General features: G+C 64.0%; 16 protein-coding genes. 8 read left to right on the top strand and 8 right to left on the bottom strand.

The window, feature by feature from the left end:
* The first annotated feature begins 2 nt into the window (after window positions 1–2).
* Window positions 3–440 (top strand): outer membrane protein assembly factor BamE, encoded by a 438-nt coding sequence (locus tag HV753_RS18975; RefSeq protein WP_246288314.1) that lies wholly within the window; start codon window positions 3–5, stop codon window positions 438–440.
* Window positions 441–492: 52 nt separating this feature from the next.
* Window positions 493–1068: a SecDF P1 head subdomain-containing protein gene (locus tag HV753_RS18970; RefSeq protein ID WP_175176127.1), complete on the top strand. Its 576-nt coding sequence runs from the start codon at window positions 493–495 to the stop codon at window positions 1066–1068.
* A gap of 52 nt (window positions 1069–1120) precedes the next feature.
* On the opposite strand, the gene HV753_RS18965 is transcribed toward HV753_RS18970, so the two are convergent.
* Entirely contained in the window at window positions 1121–2287 is a 1167-nt protein-coding gene (locus tag HV753_RS18965; RefSeq protein ID WP_175176126.1) for a mandelate racemase/muconate lactonizing enzyme family protein, read from the bottom strand.
* Window positions 2288–2400: 113 nt separating this feature from the next.
* On the opposite strand from HV753_RS18965, the gene HV753_RS18960 reads away from it, so the two are divergent.
* The gene (locus HV753_RS18960; RefSeq protein ID WP_175176125.1) at window positions 2401–3297 is read left to right on the top strand and encodes a LysR family transcriptional regulator; all 897 of its coding nucleotides are present in this window, start codon (window positions 2401–2403) and stop codon (window positions 3295–3297) included.
* Between the two features lie 103 nt (window positions 3298–3400).
* Here HV753_RS18960 and ssb read toward each other — a convergent pair whose 3' ends face one another.
* A complete protein-coding gene (gene ssb / locus HV753_RS18955) occupies window positions 3401–3922 on the bottom strand; it encodes a single-stranded DNA-binding protein (protein WP_175176124.1) in 522 nt (173 codons plus the stop codon).
* A 298-nt stretch (window positions 3923–4220) separates the two neighbouring features.
* Window positions 4221–5405, bottom strand: coding sequence for an MFS transporter (locus HV753_RS18950; protein WP_175176123.1), 1185 nt, complete (start codon window positions 5403–5405; stop codon window positions 4221–4223).
* 176 nt (window positions 5406–5581) lie between these two features.
* On the opposite strand from HV753_RS18950, the gene uvrA reads away from it, so the two are divergent.
* Window positions 5582–8440: an excinuclease ABC subunit UvrA gene (uvrA, locus tag HV753_RS18945; protein WP_175176122.1), complete on the top strand. Its 2859-nt coding sequence runs from the start codon at window positions 5582–5584 to the stop codon at window positions 8438–8440.
* Between the two features lie 44 nt (window positions 8441–8484).
* On the top strand, window positions 8485–9147 hold the full coding sequence (locus HV753_RS18940) for a glutathione S-transferase family protein (protein ID WP_175176121.1): 663 nt from the start codon (window positions 8485–8487) through the stop codon (window positions 9145–9147).
* Window positions 9148–9183: 36 nt separating this feature from the next.
* Here the strand turns inward: HV753_RS18940 and HV753_RS18935 are convergent, their stop codons facing one another.
* From HV753_RS18935 to HV753_RS18925, 3 genes are read right to left on the bottom strand one after another with little or no spacing between them, the layout of a single operon-like run.
* The gene (locus tag HV753_RS18935; protein ID WP_175176120.1) at window positions 9184–10311 is read right to left on the bottom strand and encodes a deoxyguanosinetriphosphate triphosphohydrolase; all 1128 of its coding nucleotides are present in this window, start codon (window positions 10309–10311) and stop codon (window positions 9184–9186) included.
* Window positions 10312–10335: 24 nt separating this feature from the next.
* On the bottom strand, window positions 10336–11412 hold the full coding sequence (aroB, locus tag HV753_RS18930) for a 3-dehydroquinate synthase (RefSeq protein ID WP_175176119.1): 1077 nt from the start codon (window positions 11410–11412) through the stop codon (window positions 10336–10338).
* Complete coding sequence (locus HV753_RS18925) at window positions 11409–12050, bottom strand: shikimate kinase (RefSeq protein ID WP_175176118.1); 642 nt, start codon at window positions 12048–12050, stop codon at window positions 11409–11411. Before HV753_RS18925 ends, aroB begins: the two co-directional genes overlap by 4 nt.
* Before the next feature lie 114 nt (window positions 12051–12164).
* Between HV753_RS18925 and HV753_RS18920 the strand changes: the two genes are divergently transcribed.
* A complete protein-coding gene (locus HV753_RS18920; protein WP_175176117.1) occupies window positions 12165–14609 on the top strand; it encodes a penicillin-binding protein 1A in 2445 nt (814 codons plus the stop codon).
* A gap of 51 nt (window positions 14610–14660) precedes the next feature.
* Here the strand turns inward: HV753_RS18920 and cyaY are convergent, their stop codons facing one another.
* Window positions 14661–14990, bottom strand: a complete 330-nt coding sequence (gene cyaY / locus HV753_RS18915; protein ID WP_006227433.1) for an iron donor protein CyaY — start codon at window positions 14988–14990, stop codon at window positions 14661–14663.
* On the opposite strand from cyaY, the gene lptM reads away from it, so the two are divergent.
* Window positions 14941–15204, top strand: a complete 264-nt coding sequence (gene lptM / locus HV753_RS31325) for an LPS translocon maturation chaperone LptM (protein ID WP_343056526.1) — start codon at window positions 14941–14943, stop codon at window positions 15202–15204. The two genes, cyaY and lptM, sit on opposite strands and share 50 nt — an antisense overlap.
* The gene (gene lysA, locus HV753_RS18905) at window positions 15201–16493 is read left to right on the top strand and encodes a diaminopimelate decarboxylase (protein ID WP_175176115.1); all 1293 of its coding nucleotides are present in this window, start codon (window positions 15201–15203) and stop codon (window positions 16491–16493) included. Before lptM ends, lysA begins: the two co-directional genes overlap by 4 nt.
* Window positions 16494–16544: 51 nt before the next feature.
* On the opposite strand, the gene HV753_RS18900 is transcribed toward lysA, so the two are convergent.
* The gene (locus tag HV753_RS18900) at window positions 16545–17879 is read right to left on the bottom strand and encodes a serine/threonine-protein kinase (protein ID WP_175176114.1); all 1335 of its coding nucleotides are present in this window, start codon (window positions 17877–17879) and stop codon (window positions 16545–16547) included.
* Window positions 17880–17891: the final 12 nt, after the last annotated feature.

The raw sequence follows: 17891 nt of genomic DNA, 5'->3' as shown, positions 1-17891 counted from the left end.
CCATGACGATGATGAAAAGAAGTGGGCAGGCCGGACGTATCCCCCGCGCCCTTGTGGCGGCCTTGGCCGGCGGTCTCGTCGCCGCCGCCTTGGGAGGTTGCGGCAACCTCAGCCGCGTCAGCGCTGACGGCACAACCGACACGCCCAGGTTCCCTGATGTGAGCGGCGCGTCTCGCAGTGAGGGATCGTGGCCAAACCTGGAGAACCTGCGCGCGGTGCGCGAGGGGATGAGCAAGACGCAGGTATCCCAGTTGCTGGGACCCCCACATTTCAGCGAAGGCCTGCTGGGCGTGCGCGAATGGGATTACCTGTTCTGGCTCACCGGCTCCGGCGGCGTGACGCCATGCCAATTCAAAGTGCTGTTCAACACCGCCATGACGGCAAGCAGCTTCCACTGGAAGCCGCAGACCTGCGCCGAATTGCTTGCCCCCTCCTCCTGATGCCCGCTCCATGCGCCTGATTCATCACACCCAACCGATACGCACCCGAAACATGACTCGCAACCTCAGACTTCTGACCTGCTTCGCCCCCCTGTTCCTGCTGGCCGCCTGCCAACAGATGCCGCGTCAGCAAACCGGATCCTCGGCGGCCGCCAGCCAGCAACCTCCCGCAACCTCTCAGACCGCCGCACAGCAGGCCGCCCCCAGCCAGCAACAGGCGAAGGCGAATACTCCCGTCGTGGAATTCCGGCTTGCGCAGGCTCAAGCCGGCAAGAACTTGACCGCGTTGCGGGTAGAGAATCAAACATTGCACTATCAGCCCGCGCCGATCTTGATCCGCGATGACCTGACCTCCGTGACCCCCATGAAAACCAAGGAAGGCCAGCCATTCGTACGATTGCAATTCAACCAGGGAGGGGCGCAGAAGCTTGCGCAGGTGACACGCCAGAACCCCGGCAAGTCGCTGCTTTTCACGATCAATGGGCAGCTTGTCGGGATGCCCCGGATCACGGCCCCCATCAACGACGGCATACTGAATCTGACCATGAATTCCGAGGCGCAGGCGATCAACGTGACCAACGCCATCATCGGCCAGCAAGCGGTAACGGCCACGCCTCCCCGCAACTGACCCCGCCAGCGGCGAACCATTGACCAGGCACGGGCCGGGAATTCTTACCGGCTCACGCCGACAGCTCCCGCATCACCGCAGACAGATCCGCCTTCCCTTCAAACCCGATACCCGGCAGATCGGGCATGGTGAGATACCCGTTATCGACTTTCACCCCATCGGGAAAGCCGCCAAATGGTTGGAACAGATCCGGATAGCTCTCGTTGCCGCCCAGCCCCAGTCCGGCCGCGATGTTCAACGACATCTGGTGGCCGCCATGCGGAATGCATCGGCTGGCCGACCAGCCGTGCTGCTTCAGCATCTCCAGCGTGCGTAGATACTCCACCAAGCCATAGCTCAACGCGCAATCGAATTGCAGCCAATCACGGTCGGGGCGCATGCCCCCATAGCGGATCAGGTTGCGGGCATCCTGCATTGAAAACAGGTTTTCGCCCGTTGCCATTGGCCGGTCGTAGTAGTTGCGCAGGGTCGCTTGCAGCTCGAAGTCCAGCGGATCGCCCGGCTCCTCGTACCAGAACAGGTCGTATTGTGACAAGGCCTTGGCGTATGCAATGGCAGTGTCCAGATCGAAGCGGCCATTCGCGTCCACCGCCAACTTCTGGCCGTCCTGCAACACGCTCAGGATGGAGTCGATACGGCGCAGGTCCTCGTCCAACGACGCACCGCCGATCTTCTTCTTCACAACCGTATAGCCCCGGTCGATGTAGCTGCGCATTTCGTCCTTCAACTTGCCGTGGTCCTGGCCGGGGTAGTAGTAGCCGCCAGCGGCATAGACGAACACGCGGCGATCCGGGCGCCCATTGCCGTAGCGATCCGCCAGCAGCTGAAACAACGGCTTGCCCTCAATCTTGGCCACGGCATCCCAGACCGCCATGTCGATCGTGCCAATGGCGACCGACCGCTCGCCATGGCCGCCCGGCTTCTCGTTCGTGAACAAGGTGTCCCAGATCCTGTGCGGGTCCAGGTTCTTGCCCGTCGCGTCCAACAGTGAATCGGGATCCGCCTCCATGACGCGCGGAATGAAGCGTTCTCGCATCAGCTTGCCCTGGCCGTATCGGCCGTTGGAATTGAAGCCATAGCCGACGACCGGCTTGCCATCTCGGATCACATCGGTGATCACGGCGACAAGACTCAGCGTCATTTTGCTGAAATCGATATAGGCGTTGCGGATGGGCGAACTGATGGGGAGGGTCTGTTCGCGGATCTCGACGATTCTCATGGCGTGTCTCCGAATGCGCCGACTGCGGCGACGCTAGGGGCTTAGGAACCGCTAGCGTAGTGGTCCGAGTCAGCACTAAGATTCACTTCCATTCATTTGATTATTCACTTTCAGTGAAAAGCCACATTGCCCCAGACCTTGCGTTCTTTGTCCTGGTAGCCCGCCTGGGCAGTCTGTCGGCCGCGGCTCGCGAGCTGGACCTGACACCACCCGCCGCCACCAAACGACTGGCGCTGATGGAACGCCGCCTGGGCGTGCGGCTGGTGAACCGCACGACACGCAGCATCAGCCTGACCAATGAAGGCGAGACCTATCTGTCCCATGCCGTGAAGATCCTGGCGGACCTGCGCGACATGGAAGATGCCGTCTCCAGCAACGGGGTCATGCCCCGCGGGCTGCTGCGCGTGAACGCCACGCTGGGCTTCGGCCGCACGGTCATCGCACCCTTGGTATCCGACTTCGCCAAGCAATACCCCGCCGTCGACGTCCGCTTGGAAGTCACCGATCGGCCCGTGGATCTCGTCGAGAGTGGCTTCGACCTGGCGATCCGGTTTGGCGAATTGCCCGACAACCGCCTCAGTGCGCGGCGCATCATGACCAACCGCCGCTTGCTGTGCGCGTCCCCCCGCTACCTTGAATGCGCCGGCACGCCAGCCACCCTGGCCGATCTGGCACAACACCGCTGCATCATCCATACGCAGAACGACGAGGCCCACGGCGTCTGGCGATTCACTCGCGACAAGCAGACTGAAACCGTGAAGGTGCAAGGCGCCCTATCCAGCAATGACGGCGACATCGTGCTGGGCTGGGCATTGGACGGCCATGGGATTCTGATCCGCTCGGAATGGGATCTGGCCAAGTATCTGGAAAGCGGCCGGCTGCGCGTCGTGCTGCCGGAATGCCTGCTGCCGTCGGCGGATCTGTTTGTTTACTACCCCCAGCGCCGACATCAGACCGCCAGGGCACGCGCGTTCATTGATTTTCTAGCCGAGCGCTTTCAGAAGCCGTAATGCGTGGAGACATGGCGATCAAGCACCTCATCGCAAAACGAAAAAGCCCCCGCAATGGCGAGGGCTTCTTCTTGAAGCAGCAAACCGCTGCCTGAACGCGACTTTAGAACGGAATATCGTCGTCCATGTCGGCCAGGTTGGCGCCGCTGCTGGCCGGAGCCGCTGCGGGTGCCGGGCGCTGCTGGGGCGCCGGGCGTTGGGCCGGAGCGCGCTGCTGTTGCGGACGCGACGGTGCGTCGTCGTAACCACCGCCGCCGCCAAAGCTGGCGCCACCGCCACCGCCGTCTTCGCGGCCACCCAGCATTTGCATCTGGTCAGCCACGACTTCGGTGCTGTAGCGGTCGGCACCGGTGTCCTTGTCTTGCCACTTGCGCGTCTTCAGGCGGCCTTCGATGTAGACCGAACGACCCTTCTTCAGGTACTCGCCGGCGATTTCAGCCAGGCGGTTGTACATGACGACGCGGTGCCATTCCGTTTCTTCGCGCTTTTCGCCGCTGGCCTTGTCCTTCCAGGACGAGGTGGTGGCAATCGACATATTGCAGATTGCAGCCCCTTCCGGGCTGTAGCGGACTTCCGGGTCGCGCCCCAGATTGCCCACGAGAATGACTTTGTTAACCGATGCCATGCCGTTGTCCCTCTGTTGTTGACAGTCTGCGCCTGTGCGTTGCCGCGAGCGCGCCGGCAACAACATAAAAAGCGATGTTGAAGACCGGCTTCATGAAATACGCCGGTCATCGTGATGATGGCCGGCGATGCCGATGAAGTCCGTGTTGGTGCGTATTATCGACGAAAAGCGCCTGACGCGCCAAACGGGATTGGTGACAAAACCGTCCGGCAAGAAAATAGATTTCAAGGCTATTGACCGCCGTTCGCCGCACGATCAGCGACTTTCAGCGACAGACGGGGACATATCCCCTGCGCAATCAAGCCAGGGGCCGGAGCGCCCAGGTCACCGCCAGCCAGATTGCCGACAGGATGGCGGCGGCGACGAAGACCGCGCTGGCCCCTGAGTGCGACGCCAACCACCCGCCCAATGCGCCGCCGGCAAAAAGGCCTGCCGCCTGAGCCGTGTTGTAGAAGCCCAGGGCCAAACCCTTGTAGGCCTGCGGGGCCACGCGCGACACCAACGAAGGCTGCAAGGCTTCGAGCACATTGAAGGCCACGAAAAAGCCCGTCAGCGCTACGGCAAGCGTATAGAAACCGTGGCTGGCCGCGGGCAGCAAGGCACACACCACCACCAGCCCCGCCACGGCGGCGCGCAGGGCGCCGCGATGGGCGCGGCGCTTTTCGGCAACGAACACGACCGGCACCATCAGCACGAACGACACGAGGATGACAGGCAGGTAGACCTTCCAGAGCTCGCGTGCGTCCAGGCCGCCCACCTTGGCCAGCAAGGCCGGCACGACGACAAATAGTGACACCTGGATCAGATGCAGCACGAATACGCCGAAATTCAGGCGTAGCAGATCACGGTGCGTCAGGACTTCGCGCGGTTTGGCTGCTTGCATGGTCCGGGCCTGCGTGCGCGGCACCACCGGCACGACAAAACGGGCCACGCCCAGGCAGATGACGCCCAGGCAGGCAATGGTCCAGAACAGGCCCGACAGGCCCCACCACCCCACCAGCACGGGCGACAGGACCAGCGACACGGCAAAGGACAGGCCGATCGACCCGCCCACCATGGCCATGGCGCGCGTGCGTACCTCGTCGCGGGTGGCGTCGGCCAACCAGGCGGTGACGGCAGCGGATATGGCACCCGCCCCCTGGATGGCACGCCCGATGGTGATCCAGTAGACGTCCGTCGCCTGCGCACAGACGACGCTGCCCACAATAAACAGCAGCAGGCCGAACAGCACGACAGGGCGACGGCCCCAGCGGTCGGACGCCAACCCGAAGGGAATCTGCATGAAAGCCTGGGTCAGGCCATACATCCCCAGGGCCAGGCCGACGCGCACAGGGTCATTGCCCCCCGGCAGGCCGGCGGCCGCCACGGCAAATACCGGCAACAACAGGAACAACCCCAGCATCCGGGCGGCAAACAGGCCGGCTAGCGCGACGCTGGCGCGGCGCTCCGAGGGGGTCAATTTCAGTTTGGTATCTGCCGGCATGCGGAAATTTCAACAATGACAAGGGCGGTCGCGCGTGAATGTCACACGCTCACGGTCTGATCTAGCGGTGCGGCGCCGGGCTCGGTTCAGTCCAACTTGACGGACTACCCTGAACACGGGGGGACTCGGCGCGCTATAGTACCAAGTTGGCCTTTGCAACCGCTTAAAAGAGCCCGATGGACGCGATACGCATTCGGGGTGCCCGCACCCACAACCTAAAGAACGTCTCGCTGGACCTGCCGCGCCACAAACTGGTGGTCGTCACCGGCTTGTCCGGCTCGGGCAAGTCTTCGCTGGCATTCGACACGCTGTACGCGGAGGGCCAGCGACGTTACGTGGAAAGCCTGTCCGCGTATGCCCGCCAATTTCTCCAGCTGATGGACAAGCCGGACGTGGACTTGATCGAAGGCCTGTCTCCGGCCATTTCGATCGAACAGAAAGCCGCCGGGCACAACCCGCGTTCCACGGTCGGCACCATCACCGAGATCCACGACTACCTGCGCCTGCTGTATGCGCGGGTCGGCACCCCCTATTGCCCGGACCATGGCCTGCCGCTGCAAGCACAAAGCGTCAGCCAGATGGTCGATGCAGTGCTGGGCTGGACGCCGGAAACGCGCCTGGCCGTGCTGGCGCCGATCGCCCGTGGCAAGAAGGGCAGCTTCGAGGATGAATGCGCCAGCCTGCAAGCACAGGGCTATGTGCGGCTGCGCATCGACGGCCAATTGGTGGAAATCGACGGCATGACGCCGTTGAAGAAAACCGAGAAGCACGACATCGACGTCGTCATCGACCGGCTGCGCATCAAGCCTGAAAGCAAACAACGCCTGGCGGAGAGCTTTGAAACCGCCCTGCAACTGGCCGACGGCCGCGCGCTGGCGCTGGACATGGACAGCGAACGCGAGCAGGTCTTCTCCAGCCGCTATGCCTGCCCGGTGTGCAGCCACAGCCTGCCCGAACTGGAACCGCGCCTGTTCAGCTTCAACAATCCGATGGGCGCGTGCCCCAGTTGCGACGGCATCGGTCAGGTGGGCTTCTTCGACCCCAAACGGGTCGTCGCCTTCCCCGAACTCAGTCTGGCTGCCGGCGCGATCCGTGGCTGGGACCGCCGCAATGCGTTCACTCATTCGCTCTTGACCAGCCTGGCGGCCCATTACGAGTTCGACATCGAAGCGCCCTTTGAAGACCTGCCCGAAGCGCTGCGCGACAAGGTGTTGAACGGCTCGGGGGAAGAAGAGATCTCGTTCCTTTACTTGAACGAGAAGGGCCGCAGCACCGTCAAGCGCCATACGTTTGAAGGCGTCATCCCGAATCTGGAGCGCCGCTGGCGCGAGACGGATTCGGCCACGGTGCGCGAAGAATTGGGCAAGTACCGCAATATCAAGACCTGCCCTGACTGCGCCGGTTCGCGCCTGCGCCCCGAAGCGCGCAATGTGCTGATCGGCCATGATCCGCGCGGCGGCGAACGCCATGGTCAGGCCATCTACGAAGTCGAGGCCATGCCGCTGTCCAGCTGCCTGGCCTGGTTCCGCGACCTGAACCTGACAGGCGCCAAGCAAGAGATCGCGCAGCGCATCGTGCGCGAGATCGAAGCCCGGCTCAGCTTCCTGAACAACGTCGGGTTGAATTATTTGTCGCTGGACCGCAGCGCCGACACGATCTCGGGCGGCGAGGCGCAGCGCATCCGGCTGGCCAGCCAGATCGGCTCGGGCCTGACCGGCGTGATGTACGTGCTGGACGAGCCCTCCATCGGCCTGCACCAGCGCGACAACGACCGCCTGATCGGCACCTTGCAGCACCTGCGTGACCTCGGCAACAGCGTCATCGTCGTCGAACACGATGAAGACATGATCCGCATGGCCGATTGGGTCGTGGACATGGGCCCGGGCGCGGGCGAGCATGGCGGCGAAGTCGTGTCCCAGGGCGATCCCGACACCGTGCAGCGCGACCCGAATTCGCTGACGGGCCAGTACCTGAGCGGCGCACGCGAAATCGCGATTCCCCCACGCCGTCCGGTCAACGACGAACTGCCCTGGTTGACGTTGACCGGCGCCAGCGGCAACAACCTGAAGGACGTGGAACTGCGTATTCCGGCGGGCCGGCTGGTGTGCGTGACGGGCGTGTCGGGATCCGGCAAGTCGACGCTCATCAACGACACGCTGGCGGTCGCGGTGTCGCGCCAGCTGCACCATGCGCAAAGCGAGCCCGCCCCCTACGTATCGATGCAGGGGCTGGAGAACTTCGACAAGATCATCAGCGTGGACCAGAGCCCCATCGGTCGCACGCCGCGCAGCAACCCTGCCACCTACACGGGCCTGTTCACGCCCATCCGCGAACTGTTCGCCGGGGTGCCTGAAGCGCGCACGCGCGGCTACGACCCCGGCCGTTTCAGCTTCAACGTCAAGGGCGGCCGCTGCGAGGCCTGCCAAGGCGATGGCGTGGTCAAGGTCGAAATGCACTTCCTGCCTGACATGTACGTCCCCTGCGACGTCTGTCACGGCAAGCGCTACAACCGCGAAACCCTGGAAATCCGCTATCGCGGCCGCAACATCAGCGAAGTGCTGGACCTGACGGTGGAACAGGCGCTGGAGTATTTCGAGTCCGTGCCCGCGATTTCCCGCAAGCTGCACACCTTGATCGATGTTGGCCTGTCCTATATTCGCCTGGGCCAAAGCGCGACGACCCTGTCGGGTGGCGAAGCGCAGCGCGTGAAGCTGTCCCAGGAACTGTCGCGCCGCAGCACCGGCCGCACGCTCTACATCCTGGATGAGCCCACCACCGGCCTGCATTTCCGCGACATCGAACTGCTGTTGCAGGTTCTGAACCAATTAGTCGACAGCGGCAACACCGTGCTCATCATCGAACACAATCTGGACGTCATCAAGACAGCCGACTGGCTGATCGACATGGGCCCGGAAGGCGGCGATGGCGGTGGCTATGTGGTGGCGCAAGGCACGCCGGAAGATGTCGCGGCGGCCCAAGCCAGCCATACCGGGCAATATCTGGGCAAGCTGCTGCGTCGCAACGCCGCAAGGTGAACCAGCACGTTAACGCGGGCAACCTCTGTGTAAGGAATTTCGGCATGTACACCCTGATCATCGCCAACAAGAATTATTCCTCGTGGTCCCTGCGTCCGTGGCTCGCCTTGCGTGCCGCGGACATTCCCTTCACCGAGCAGAAACTCGGATTCTTCACAGAGGCGTTCACGCGCCAGGTGGGTGCGGTGTCGCCCGCCGGCCTGGTGCCTGTTCTGCTGGATGGCGATTTCGCGGTCTGGGATTCACTGGCCATCTGTGAGTATGTGGCCGAGCAGCATCCCGAAGCCCGGTTGTGGCCAAAAGACGCGAAGGCTCGCGCCCGCGCGCGTTCACTTGCCGCGCAGATGCATAGCGGCTTCGGCGCGCTACGCCAGGCCATGCCGATGAACGTGGAAGCGCACCTGCCCGGCATCAGCCTGCCTGAAGCGGCACAGCAAGACATTTCGCGGCTGCACGCCATCTGGCAGGACACGCGCGCCGAATTTGGCCAGGGCGGCCCATTCTTGTTTGGCGCTTTTTCGATCGCGGACGCCTTCTTCGCGCCAGTGGTATCGCGCTTCACCACCTACGGCATCACCGCAGCCGGCCCGGTGCGCGACTACATGGACGCGGTGCTGGCGCTGCCTGCCATGCAGGCGTGGATGCGCGAGGCGCGCGCCGAAGCCACCTTCGTTCCCGAAGACGAGCCCTACCGCAAGCACCGCTGAAAACGTCGCCAGCGCGCAAGCGCATGGCGTCAGCGGCTACGCCATCTCGAACAGGCGTTTGTGTTCGCGGATGGCGTAGCGGTCGGTCATGCCGGCGATGTAATCGGCGATCGCGCGGGCCTGGTCATTGGACCCGGGGCGCCGGTAATCCGGCGGCAGCAGGCGCGGATCTTCCAGGAAGGCCGCGAACAGCTCGCGCACGATGCGACGCGCCTTGGTCGTCATGCGCAACACGTGGTAGTGCCGGTACAGGTTATCGAACAGGAACTTCTTCAGTGCATCGGCTTCGCGGCGGATGTCGTCCGAAAAGCCCGCCAGCGGCGGCGCCCGGCGTACGTCGTCAACGCTTGCCGGCGCCGCATCGCGAATACGCGCCAGTGAGGTCTGCGTCAGGTCGACAATCAGCGTGTTGATCATGCGGCGAATGGTCTCCGCCACGGCGCGGCGCGCGGCCAGGCCGGGATAGCGGTCCAGCACCTGGCCATGATGACGTTCGAAGATCGAGACCTCTTGCAGTTGCTCCAGCGTGATCAATCCCGAGCGCAGACCGTCGTCGATATCGTGGTTGTTGTAGGCCACTTCGTCCGCCAGATTGGCCAACTGTGCCTCCAGCGACGGCTGTGTGCGGTTCAAGAAGCGTTCACCCACATCACCCAGCTGGCGCGCATGCGCGGCCGAGCAGTGCTTCAGGATGCCTTCCCGCGTTTCAAAGCAAAGGTTCAATCCATTGAAGTCCGCGTAGCGTTCCTCAAGCTCGTCGACCACGCGCAGGCTTTGCAAATTGTGCTCAAAGCCACCGGCCTCCGGCGCCAATTCACGCATGCAGGCGTTCAGTTCGTCTTGGCCGGCATGGCCGAACGGCGTGTGGCCGAGGTCATGCGCCAGTGAAATGGCTTCGGTCAGGTCTTCGGATAGCCCCAGGCTGCGAGCCAATGTGCGTGCGATCTGCGCCACTTCCAGGCTATGGGTCAAGCGCGTGCGGAACAGGTCGCCTTCATGATTAACGAAAACCTGGGTCTTGTATTCCAGGCGCCGAAAGGCGCTTGAATGCACGATGCGATCACGATCGCGCTGAAACTCCGTCCGATTTTCCGGCGACGGCTCGGCATAGGCCCGGCCGCGCGATTGAGACGGGTCGGATGCGTAGGAAGCCAGTTCTTTCATCTGCAACACCGTCTCCGGTCGCGTTTATTGAGTGGTGCGGGCCAGGACGGCGCGCACCGCGTCGTCTGGGGCGGCCTTCATGAAGGCTTCGCCAAGGCGGGGCATGAGCACGTAGCGGATCGAACCGCCCTCGGTCTTCTTGTCCACCTGCATCAGGTCCAGCCAGCGATCCGCGCCCAGGTCAGGCGCCACCACCGGGCAGCCGATGGCCGCCACCAGCGCGCGCACGCGCTCGACGTCGGCGCGGTCAAAACCCGCCACGTCGGCGGACAGTTCAGCCGCCTGCACCATGCCACAGCCCACGGCCTCGCCATGCAACCAGGCACCGTAGCCCAGCCCGGACTCGATGGCGTGGCCAAAGGTATGGCCCAGATTCAGGATTGCACGCAGGCCGGACTCGCGTTCGTCCTTGCCCACCACCTGCGCCTTCAATTCACAAGAGCGGCGGATGGCATAGGCGACGGCTTGCGGGTCCAGCGCGCGCAACTGCTGCACGTTGTCTTCGCACCAGGTCCAGAAGGCCGGATCCAGGATCAGGCCGTACTTGATGACCTCCGCCAGGCCGGCGGACACCTCGCGCGCTGGCAGGGTGTTCAACACATCCGTGTCGATTTCCACCGCCACCGGCTGGTAGAAGGCGCCGATCATGTTCTTGCCCAGCGGATGGTTGACGGCCGTCTTGCCGCCCACCGACGAATCCACCTGCGCCAGCAGGGTCGTGGGCACCTGTAGGAAACGCACGCCCCGCATATAGACGGCGGCGGCAAATCCCGTCATGTCGCCGATGACGCCACCGCCCAGCGCCACCAACACGCAGCGGCGGTCCAGGCGATGGGTCAGCAAGGCGTCAAAAATCAGGTTCAGCGACTGCCAGTCCTTGTAGGCCTCGCCGTCGGGCAGTTCAATCCGCAGCACACGCTTGCCAGTGCGGGCCAACGCGGCCTCGGCGCGCTCGCCGTACAGCGCAGCCACCGTGGGATTGGTGACGACCGCGATCGCGGTGGCGTCGGCGGGGATGCATTGGTCCAGGGCATCGATGCGGCCGGGGCCGATGTGGATCGGGTAGCTTCCGCCCGGGGTGTCGACGTCAACAACGTTCATATGTGCTTCTCAAAGGCTTGTAATTGCGGCAGCAGCGCCTTGACCAGCGTGTGGATGGGCATCGACCCGGTTTCCACCACCAGATCGGCGACTTCCTTGTAGAGAGGTTCCCGCAGGGTCATCAAGTCCCGCAGGGTGCCGCGAGGGTCGGCAGTGGCCAGCAAGGGACGATTGCGGTCGCGGCAGGTTCTGCGGAACAATTCGTCCACGCTAGCCCTCAAATAGACGACGATTCCGCGCTCATGCAGCCGCTGGCGGTTCTCGGCCGCCAGAATCGCGCCCCCGCCGGTGGCAAGAATAATGTTGCGCCGTTGGGTACACTCTTCCAAAGCGGCAGACTCTCGGCGACGAAAACCGGTTTCGCCCTCGATTTCAAAGATTACCGGCACCCGCACGCCGCAACGCGCCTCGAGCTCATGATCCAGATCCATAAACTCGCGCCCCAGCGCACGCGCCAGGCTTCGGCCTATGGTCGTCTTGCCCGCCCCCATCATCCCGACCAGGAAGACGGGCAGGTCGTGCGGCAACGACACGGTCTTGCCTATGCACTCCAGGGTGCAAGGCAGATTTTCAGACGCCTCGTCGGAGGGCGCTGGGTCCGGATCAGCCTCCGGACATGAGTGGGCGGAAAAGTTCATGACGGCATTATCACATCTGCCGCCAGTTGCCCGCACGCCACATTGAACTATCTTGTTACAGAAACCGATCCCCCCCGCTGAGCCGGGACCGGAGATACCCGTAAAATCGCCGCGATGAGCAAGCCCCAGAATTCCTCCAAGAAAGACAAGCCCTCCAAGAGCGGCTCCCCGATACTGCGATTCTTCGTGAAAGCCGGCATCTTCTGTGCCGGCCTGTTCCTGTGCGGCGTACTGCTGGCGGGGATGGCGTTGGCGCTGGCCTGGCCCAACCTGCCAGACCTGAACGCCATGACGGACTACCGCCCGCGGGTGCCGCTGCGCGTCTATACGGCGGATCGCGTCCTGATCGGCGAATTCGGCGAAGAACGCCGCAACGTGCTGCGCTTCAACGAAATCCCCGACGTCATGAAGTCCGCGGTGTTGGCGGCCGAAGATGACCGCTTCTATCAGCACGGCGGGATCGACTGGACCGGCGTGGTGCGGGCGGGCCTGACCAACCTGATCAACATGTCGAAGACGCAGGGCGCCAGCACGATCACCATGCAGGTGGCGCGCAACTTCTACCTGTCGTCGGAAAAGACCTATTCGCGCAAGTTCTACGAACTGCTGCTGACCTTCAAGATCGAATCCGAGCTCACCAAGGACCAGATCCTTGAGCTCTACATGAACCAGATCTACCTGGGCCACCGCGCCTACGGCTTTGCCGCAGCGTCGCGCACCTACTTCGGCAAGCCCCTGTCCGAAGTGACCCCGGCCGAAGCCGCCATGCTGGCCGGCATCCCGAAGGCCCCGTCGCGCTTCAACCCGATTTCAAACCGCCCCCGCGCCGAATTGCGTCAACGCTACGTGCTGGGCCGGATGCAGTCGCTGGGCTATCTGACCGAGCCCGAATACAAGCAGGCGATGGCGCAGCAGATCGTCATGAAGTCGGCGGAAGGCACGCCGGCCGGCGGCTACTCCATCCATGGCGAATACGTGGCCGAACTGGCCCGCCAACTGCTCTACAACGTGTACCAGGACAACGTCTATTCGCGCGGCATCAACATCTACACCACCGTGCAGTCCAAGGACCAGGAAGCGGCCTACCGCGCCGTGCGTGAAGGCGTGCTGGAATACACGCGCCGCGCGCCCTACCCCGGCCCCGAGGAACAACTGGACCTGCCGCCGGGCACCGAGAACAACCCGGCCGCGCTGGATGAATTCCTGGACGGCGTGTTCGACAAATTCAGCGATAGCGGCGACTTGCTCACTGCGCTGGTGCTGTCGGCCAGCCCGACCGAAGTGAAGCTGGCACGCAGTTCGCGTGAAATCATCACCGTCACCGACAAGAAGGTGTTGGGCGTGGTGGCCCGCGCGCTGAACGACAAGGCCAAGCCCGAGCAACGCATCAAGCGCGGCTCCGTCGTCTACATCCGCAAGTTCGGCGACAACTGGGAAATCATCAACCTGCCCTCGGTGCAGGCGGCCTTCGTGGCGCTGGCACCGCAAGACGGCGCCATCCGCGCCATGGTGGGCGGCTTCGACTTCTACCGCGGCAACTTCAACCGCGTGACCCAGGCATGGCGCCAGCCGGGCTCGAACATCAAGCCCTTCATCTACGCCGCCTCGCTGGAACGCGGCTTGACGCCGGCCACGCAGATTTCCGACCAGCCGTTCGAGCTGACCGCCGCGCAGACCGGTTCCAAGGCCTGGAACCCCAAGAACTACGGCAACCAGTACGAACCCATGCTGACGTTGCGCCAGGGCCTGTACAAGTCCAAGAACATGGTGTCCATCCGTATCCTGCAAGCCATCGGCCCGCAGTATGCACAGGACTACCTGACCCGCTTTGGCTTCGACAAGGCTCGCCAGCCGGCCGTCCTGCCGCTGGCGCTTGGCGCAGGTTCGGTCACCCCGCTGCAACTGGCCGGCGCGTTCTCGGTGTTCGCCAACGGCGGCTATCGCGTCACGCCCTATCTGATCGATCGCGTCACCGACAGCAACGGCAAGGTCATCATGCAATCCAAGCCTGTTGTGGCCGGCGACGCGGCAGCCCGCGCGATCGATCCCCGCACGGCCTGGATCATGGACGACATCCTGCGTGGCGTGGCCACCTTCGGCACGGCGGCACGCGCCCGAGCCCTGCTCAAGCGCAACGACATCGCCGGCAAGACGGGCACCACCAACGAATCCGTCGACGCCTGGTTCTCGGGCTATACGCCGAACCTGGTGGCGACCTCGTGGTTGGGCTTTGACCAGCCCAAGTCGCTGGGCTCGCGTGAAACCGGCGGCGGCGTCGCCATGCCGATCTGGGTCGACTATATGCAAGAGGTGCTGAAGGGCGTGCCGGAAGAAAAGCCGCGCGCCCGCCCCGACGGCATCATCGTGGAGAACGGCGAGTTCTACTTCTCGGAGTTCCCTCCCGGGCAGGCGGTGGCCCGGCTGGGATTGGCGGAAGCCGACACGCTGGGTGAATTCCTGCACGGCCTGGGCAGCAGCAACGAAGAAACCAAGATCCGGGTCGCGCCGGGCGTCGGCACGCAGAACGCCGCGCCCTGGTCACAGAAGATCCCGTTCTGATAAAAAAAGGCCGGCCTTGATAGGCCGGCCTTTTTATTTGGGCGTACAGGCTTACAGTTTCAACGTCACGGGGACGCCCGCCGCCGCGGAGCAGATCTGCGACAAAGCGTCGGGCAATTGCGGGCCGCCTCGGGTATCGTTCCAGTGCTGGCCGTCGTAACGGTAGTGGAAGCCACCGCTACGTGCGGCCACCCACAGTTCCTGCATGGCGGCCTGGCTATTCACCACGACGTGGGTATTGTCCTCGAACACCATTGTCAGCACATTGCCGCTGCGGCTGGTTTCAACGTCCACGTCGAGCGAAGCCGCCCAGTCATCGGCCTGGCTTTCGATGCTGTCCAGCACCTGGTCGATCAACGCAAGAAATTCGGTTTCGGTCATAATCGAGCCTGCAAGAATTACGGAGTTCTCAGTGTTCCAATTGGCATTCAGCCGCATGGCTTTTCGCATTGTAGCCACGCTCTTGGCCTCCGGCATGGTTGCTGCCTGCGGGTACAAGGGGCCTTTGTATATGCCGACGCCTGACGGCAAGCCGCCGTCGCGTACGCCAGCCCAGCCTACTTCGCCGATTCCGTCCGCGCCGACGATCCCATGACTTCCACCTATCCCGTGCAGCCAGAGCTGGCCGGCCACCCTTACTTCCAGTACCGCAATAACGTACTGTACGCCGAGGATGTGCCACTGGACCATCTGGCGCATGGGCTAGGGACACCGCTGTACGTCTATTCCCGCGCGGCGCTGAAAGCCGCCTGGGAAACCTACCGCAGCGCCGTGGGGCGGCGCCCGGTACTGGTCTGCTACGGCATGAAGGCGAATTCCAACCTGGCGGTACTGAAGGAATTCGCACGCCTGGGCGCGGGCTTCGACATCGTTTCCGGTGGCGAACTCAAGCGCGCCCTGGTGGCGGGCGCCGACCCGTCCAAGATCGTGTTTTCGGGCGTGGGCAAGCAAGCCTGGGAAATACGCGATGCGCTGGCGGCCAAGGTGAAATGCTTCAACGTGGAGTCCGTGGCCGAATTGCACCGCCTGTCGGAAGTGGCCGAACACCTGGGCGTGCGCGCCCCGGTGTCGCTACGGGTCAACCCCGACGTGGACGCGCAGACCCACCCCTACATCTCCACCGGCCTGAAAGAAAACAAGTTCGGCATCGCCATCGAATCGGCGCTGGACGCCTACCGTACGGCGCAATCCTTGCCGGGCCTGGACATCGTGGGCGTGGATTGCCATATCGGTTCACAGCTGACCGACATCAGTCCCTATTTCGATGCGCTGGAAAAACTCCTGGATCTGATCGACACGCTGGACCAGGAAGGCATCCCGATCTTGCATCTGGATCTGGGTGGCGGCCTGGGCATCCGCTACACGGACGAGACGCCACCTTCGCCCCAAGCCTTGCTGGATCGCGTGTTTGAACGCCTGAACGCGCGCGGCCAGGGCCATTTGCAATTGGTGCTGGAACCGGGCCGCTCGCTCGTCGGCAATGCCGGCGTGCTGCTGACAACCGTCCAGTACCTGAAGCACTCCACAGCCCGCAACTTCGCCATCGTCGACGCAGCCATGAACGACCTGCTGCGCCCGGCCCTGTACGACGCTTTCCACGGCGTGCAGCCCCTGCGTCCGCGCGTGGGCGACATGACCGAATACGACATCGTTGGCCCCGTCTGCGAAAGCGCCGACTGGCTGGCCAGGAAGCGCTTGCTTGCCATCCACCAAGGCGATGTGCTGGCGGTGGAATCAGCGGGCGCCTACAGCATGGCCATGGCCAGCAACTACAACACGCGCGGCCGCCCGGCCGAAGTCATGGTCAGCGGCGACAAGTACTACGTGGTGCGTCAGCGAGAAACCCTGGACGATCTGCTCAAGGGCGAGTCCATGCTGCCTTGACCAGGCACCCGGCGCCCGGCACGCAGCTGCCGGGCGCGATTTCCACGCCTTTCATTTGAACTCGTGCGTAATGGCGGCAGCCTTGTTCGGCGCCACGGTCAGCGTCATGCTGTGGTCTCCCGACGATGAATTTCGCACCGTGACCTGGTAGCGGCCAGGCGCCAGAGACAGCTCCCTCAAGGGCGGACTCACCCCGCGTGAACGGCCGTTGATCAACACCTCTCCCCAGGGACGCACGGCCACGCTCACCGCCACGGGTGCAGCCGGGGACGGCGCTTGCGGCACAGCTGCGGCCGGGGCTGACGCCTGCGGAGCAGGCGTATTGGGAGTGATTCCCGCCGAGGCGTCAGGGGCAGCCTCCGGCGCGCTGCCGCTAGCGGCGGATTCAACGGGGGCTGGCGTAGGCGCAACATCGGACGGAACAGGCTGCGCCGCTTGGGGAGCCTCCTGGTTCCGCGCGGAAGCGGAAGCGGAAGCGGGAGCCGGAGTGGGATCCGGAGCCGGAGCAGGAGACGGAGCCTGCGGCGTGCCGGCCATCTGGACGGGCGGTGCCATCGATCGGACCCAGGCATACCCTCCCCCTGCCAGCAGCAGCGCGAACACCAGCACCAACGGCAGAACACGCCTGCCACGGAGCGGAGACTCTGGCGGCGACCCGAGCGGAAGGTCTGCTGAATGGTCAGCCATTGACCACGCGGTTGCACCATCCCCAGCGGGGATCTCGGCCACCGGCGCGGTGGGGGCACTCGCGGCAAGCAGGTCGGACGGATCGGACGATGGCGCTACCAAGCTGCTGTCACGGGGCGGCAGGGATGCCCCCATCGCCGCAGCGAACGCCGCCCCCGTGCGGGGCCGCGGATGTGCCGGCATCGCCAAGCCGCGATCGATCGCGTCGCAGAATTGCTTCCCGTAATCGCCGGCGCCCCATTCGTGCAGAGGCAAGCAATCATCGCGCACACGTCGCGCCAGCGCGCTTGGCGGCGCGCTGCCCGTCGCCAGGAAGTAGGCCAGCGCCGCCAGCCCGTAAACGTCGGTCCACGGGCCGCAGAGGTAGGCGGGATCGTCTGTGTACTGCTCGAACGCGGCGTAACCGGCAAGCCGCGACGCGCCTTCGGCGTCAGGCGTCGGCGCTACCGGCGGCGTCGCCAGGAAGGCCACGCCCGACGGGTCATAGGCGAGAGCGGCCGGACAGATTCCGCCGTGGACCCGGCCGGCCTCATGCAAGGCGGCCAGGGAAGCGGCCAAGCCAGCGACGATCTGTTCGATCTCCTCCTGGCGCTTCAGACCTGGTGGCAAACGAATGAGATCATCCAGGCGCGGCTTGCCATTGGCGGCAAGGATGCCGGCCGCATCCAGGTCCGACGGCACTGCGGAAGGTGGGGACATGCGCGGTCCTCC

It is taken from the genome of Achromobacter pestifer (assembly GCF_902859625.1).
Lineage (GTDB): Bacteria > Pseudomonadota > Gammaproteobacteria > Burkholderiales > Burkholderiaceae_B > Achromobacter > Achromobacter pestifer.
This window is presented reverse-complemented; position numbering and strand designations above follow the sequence as displayed.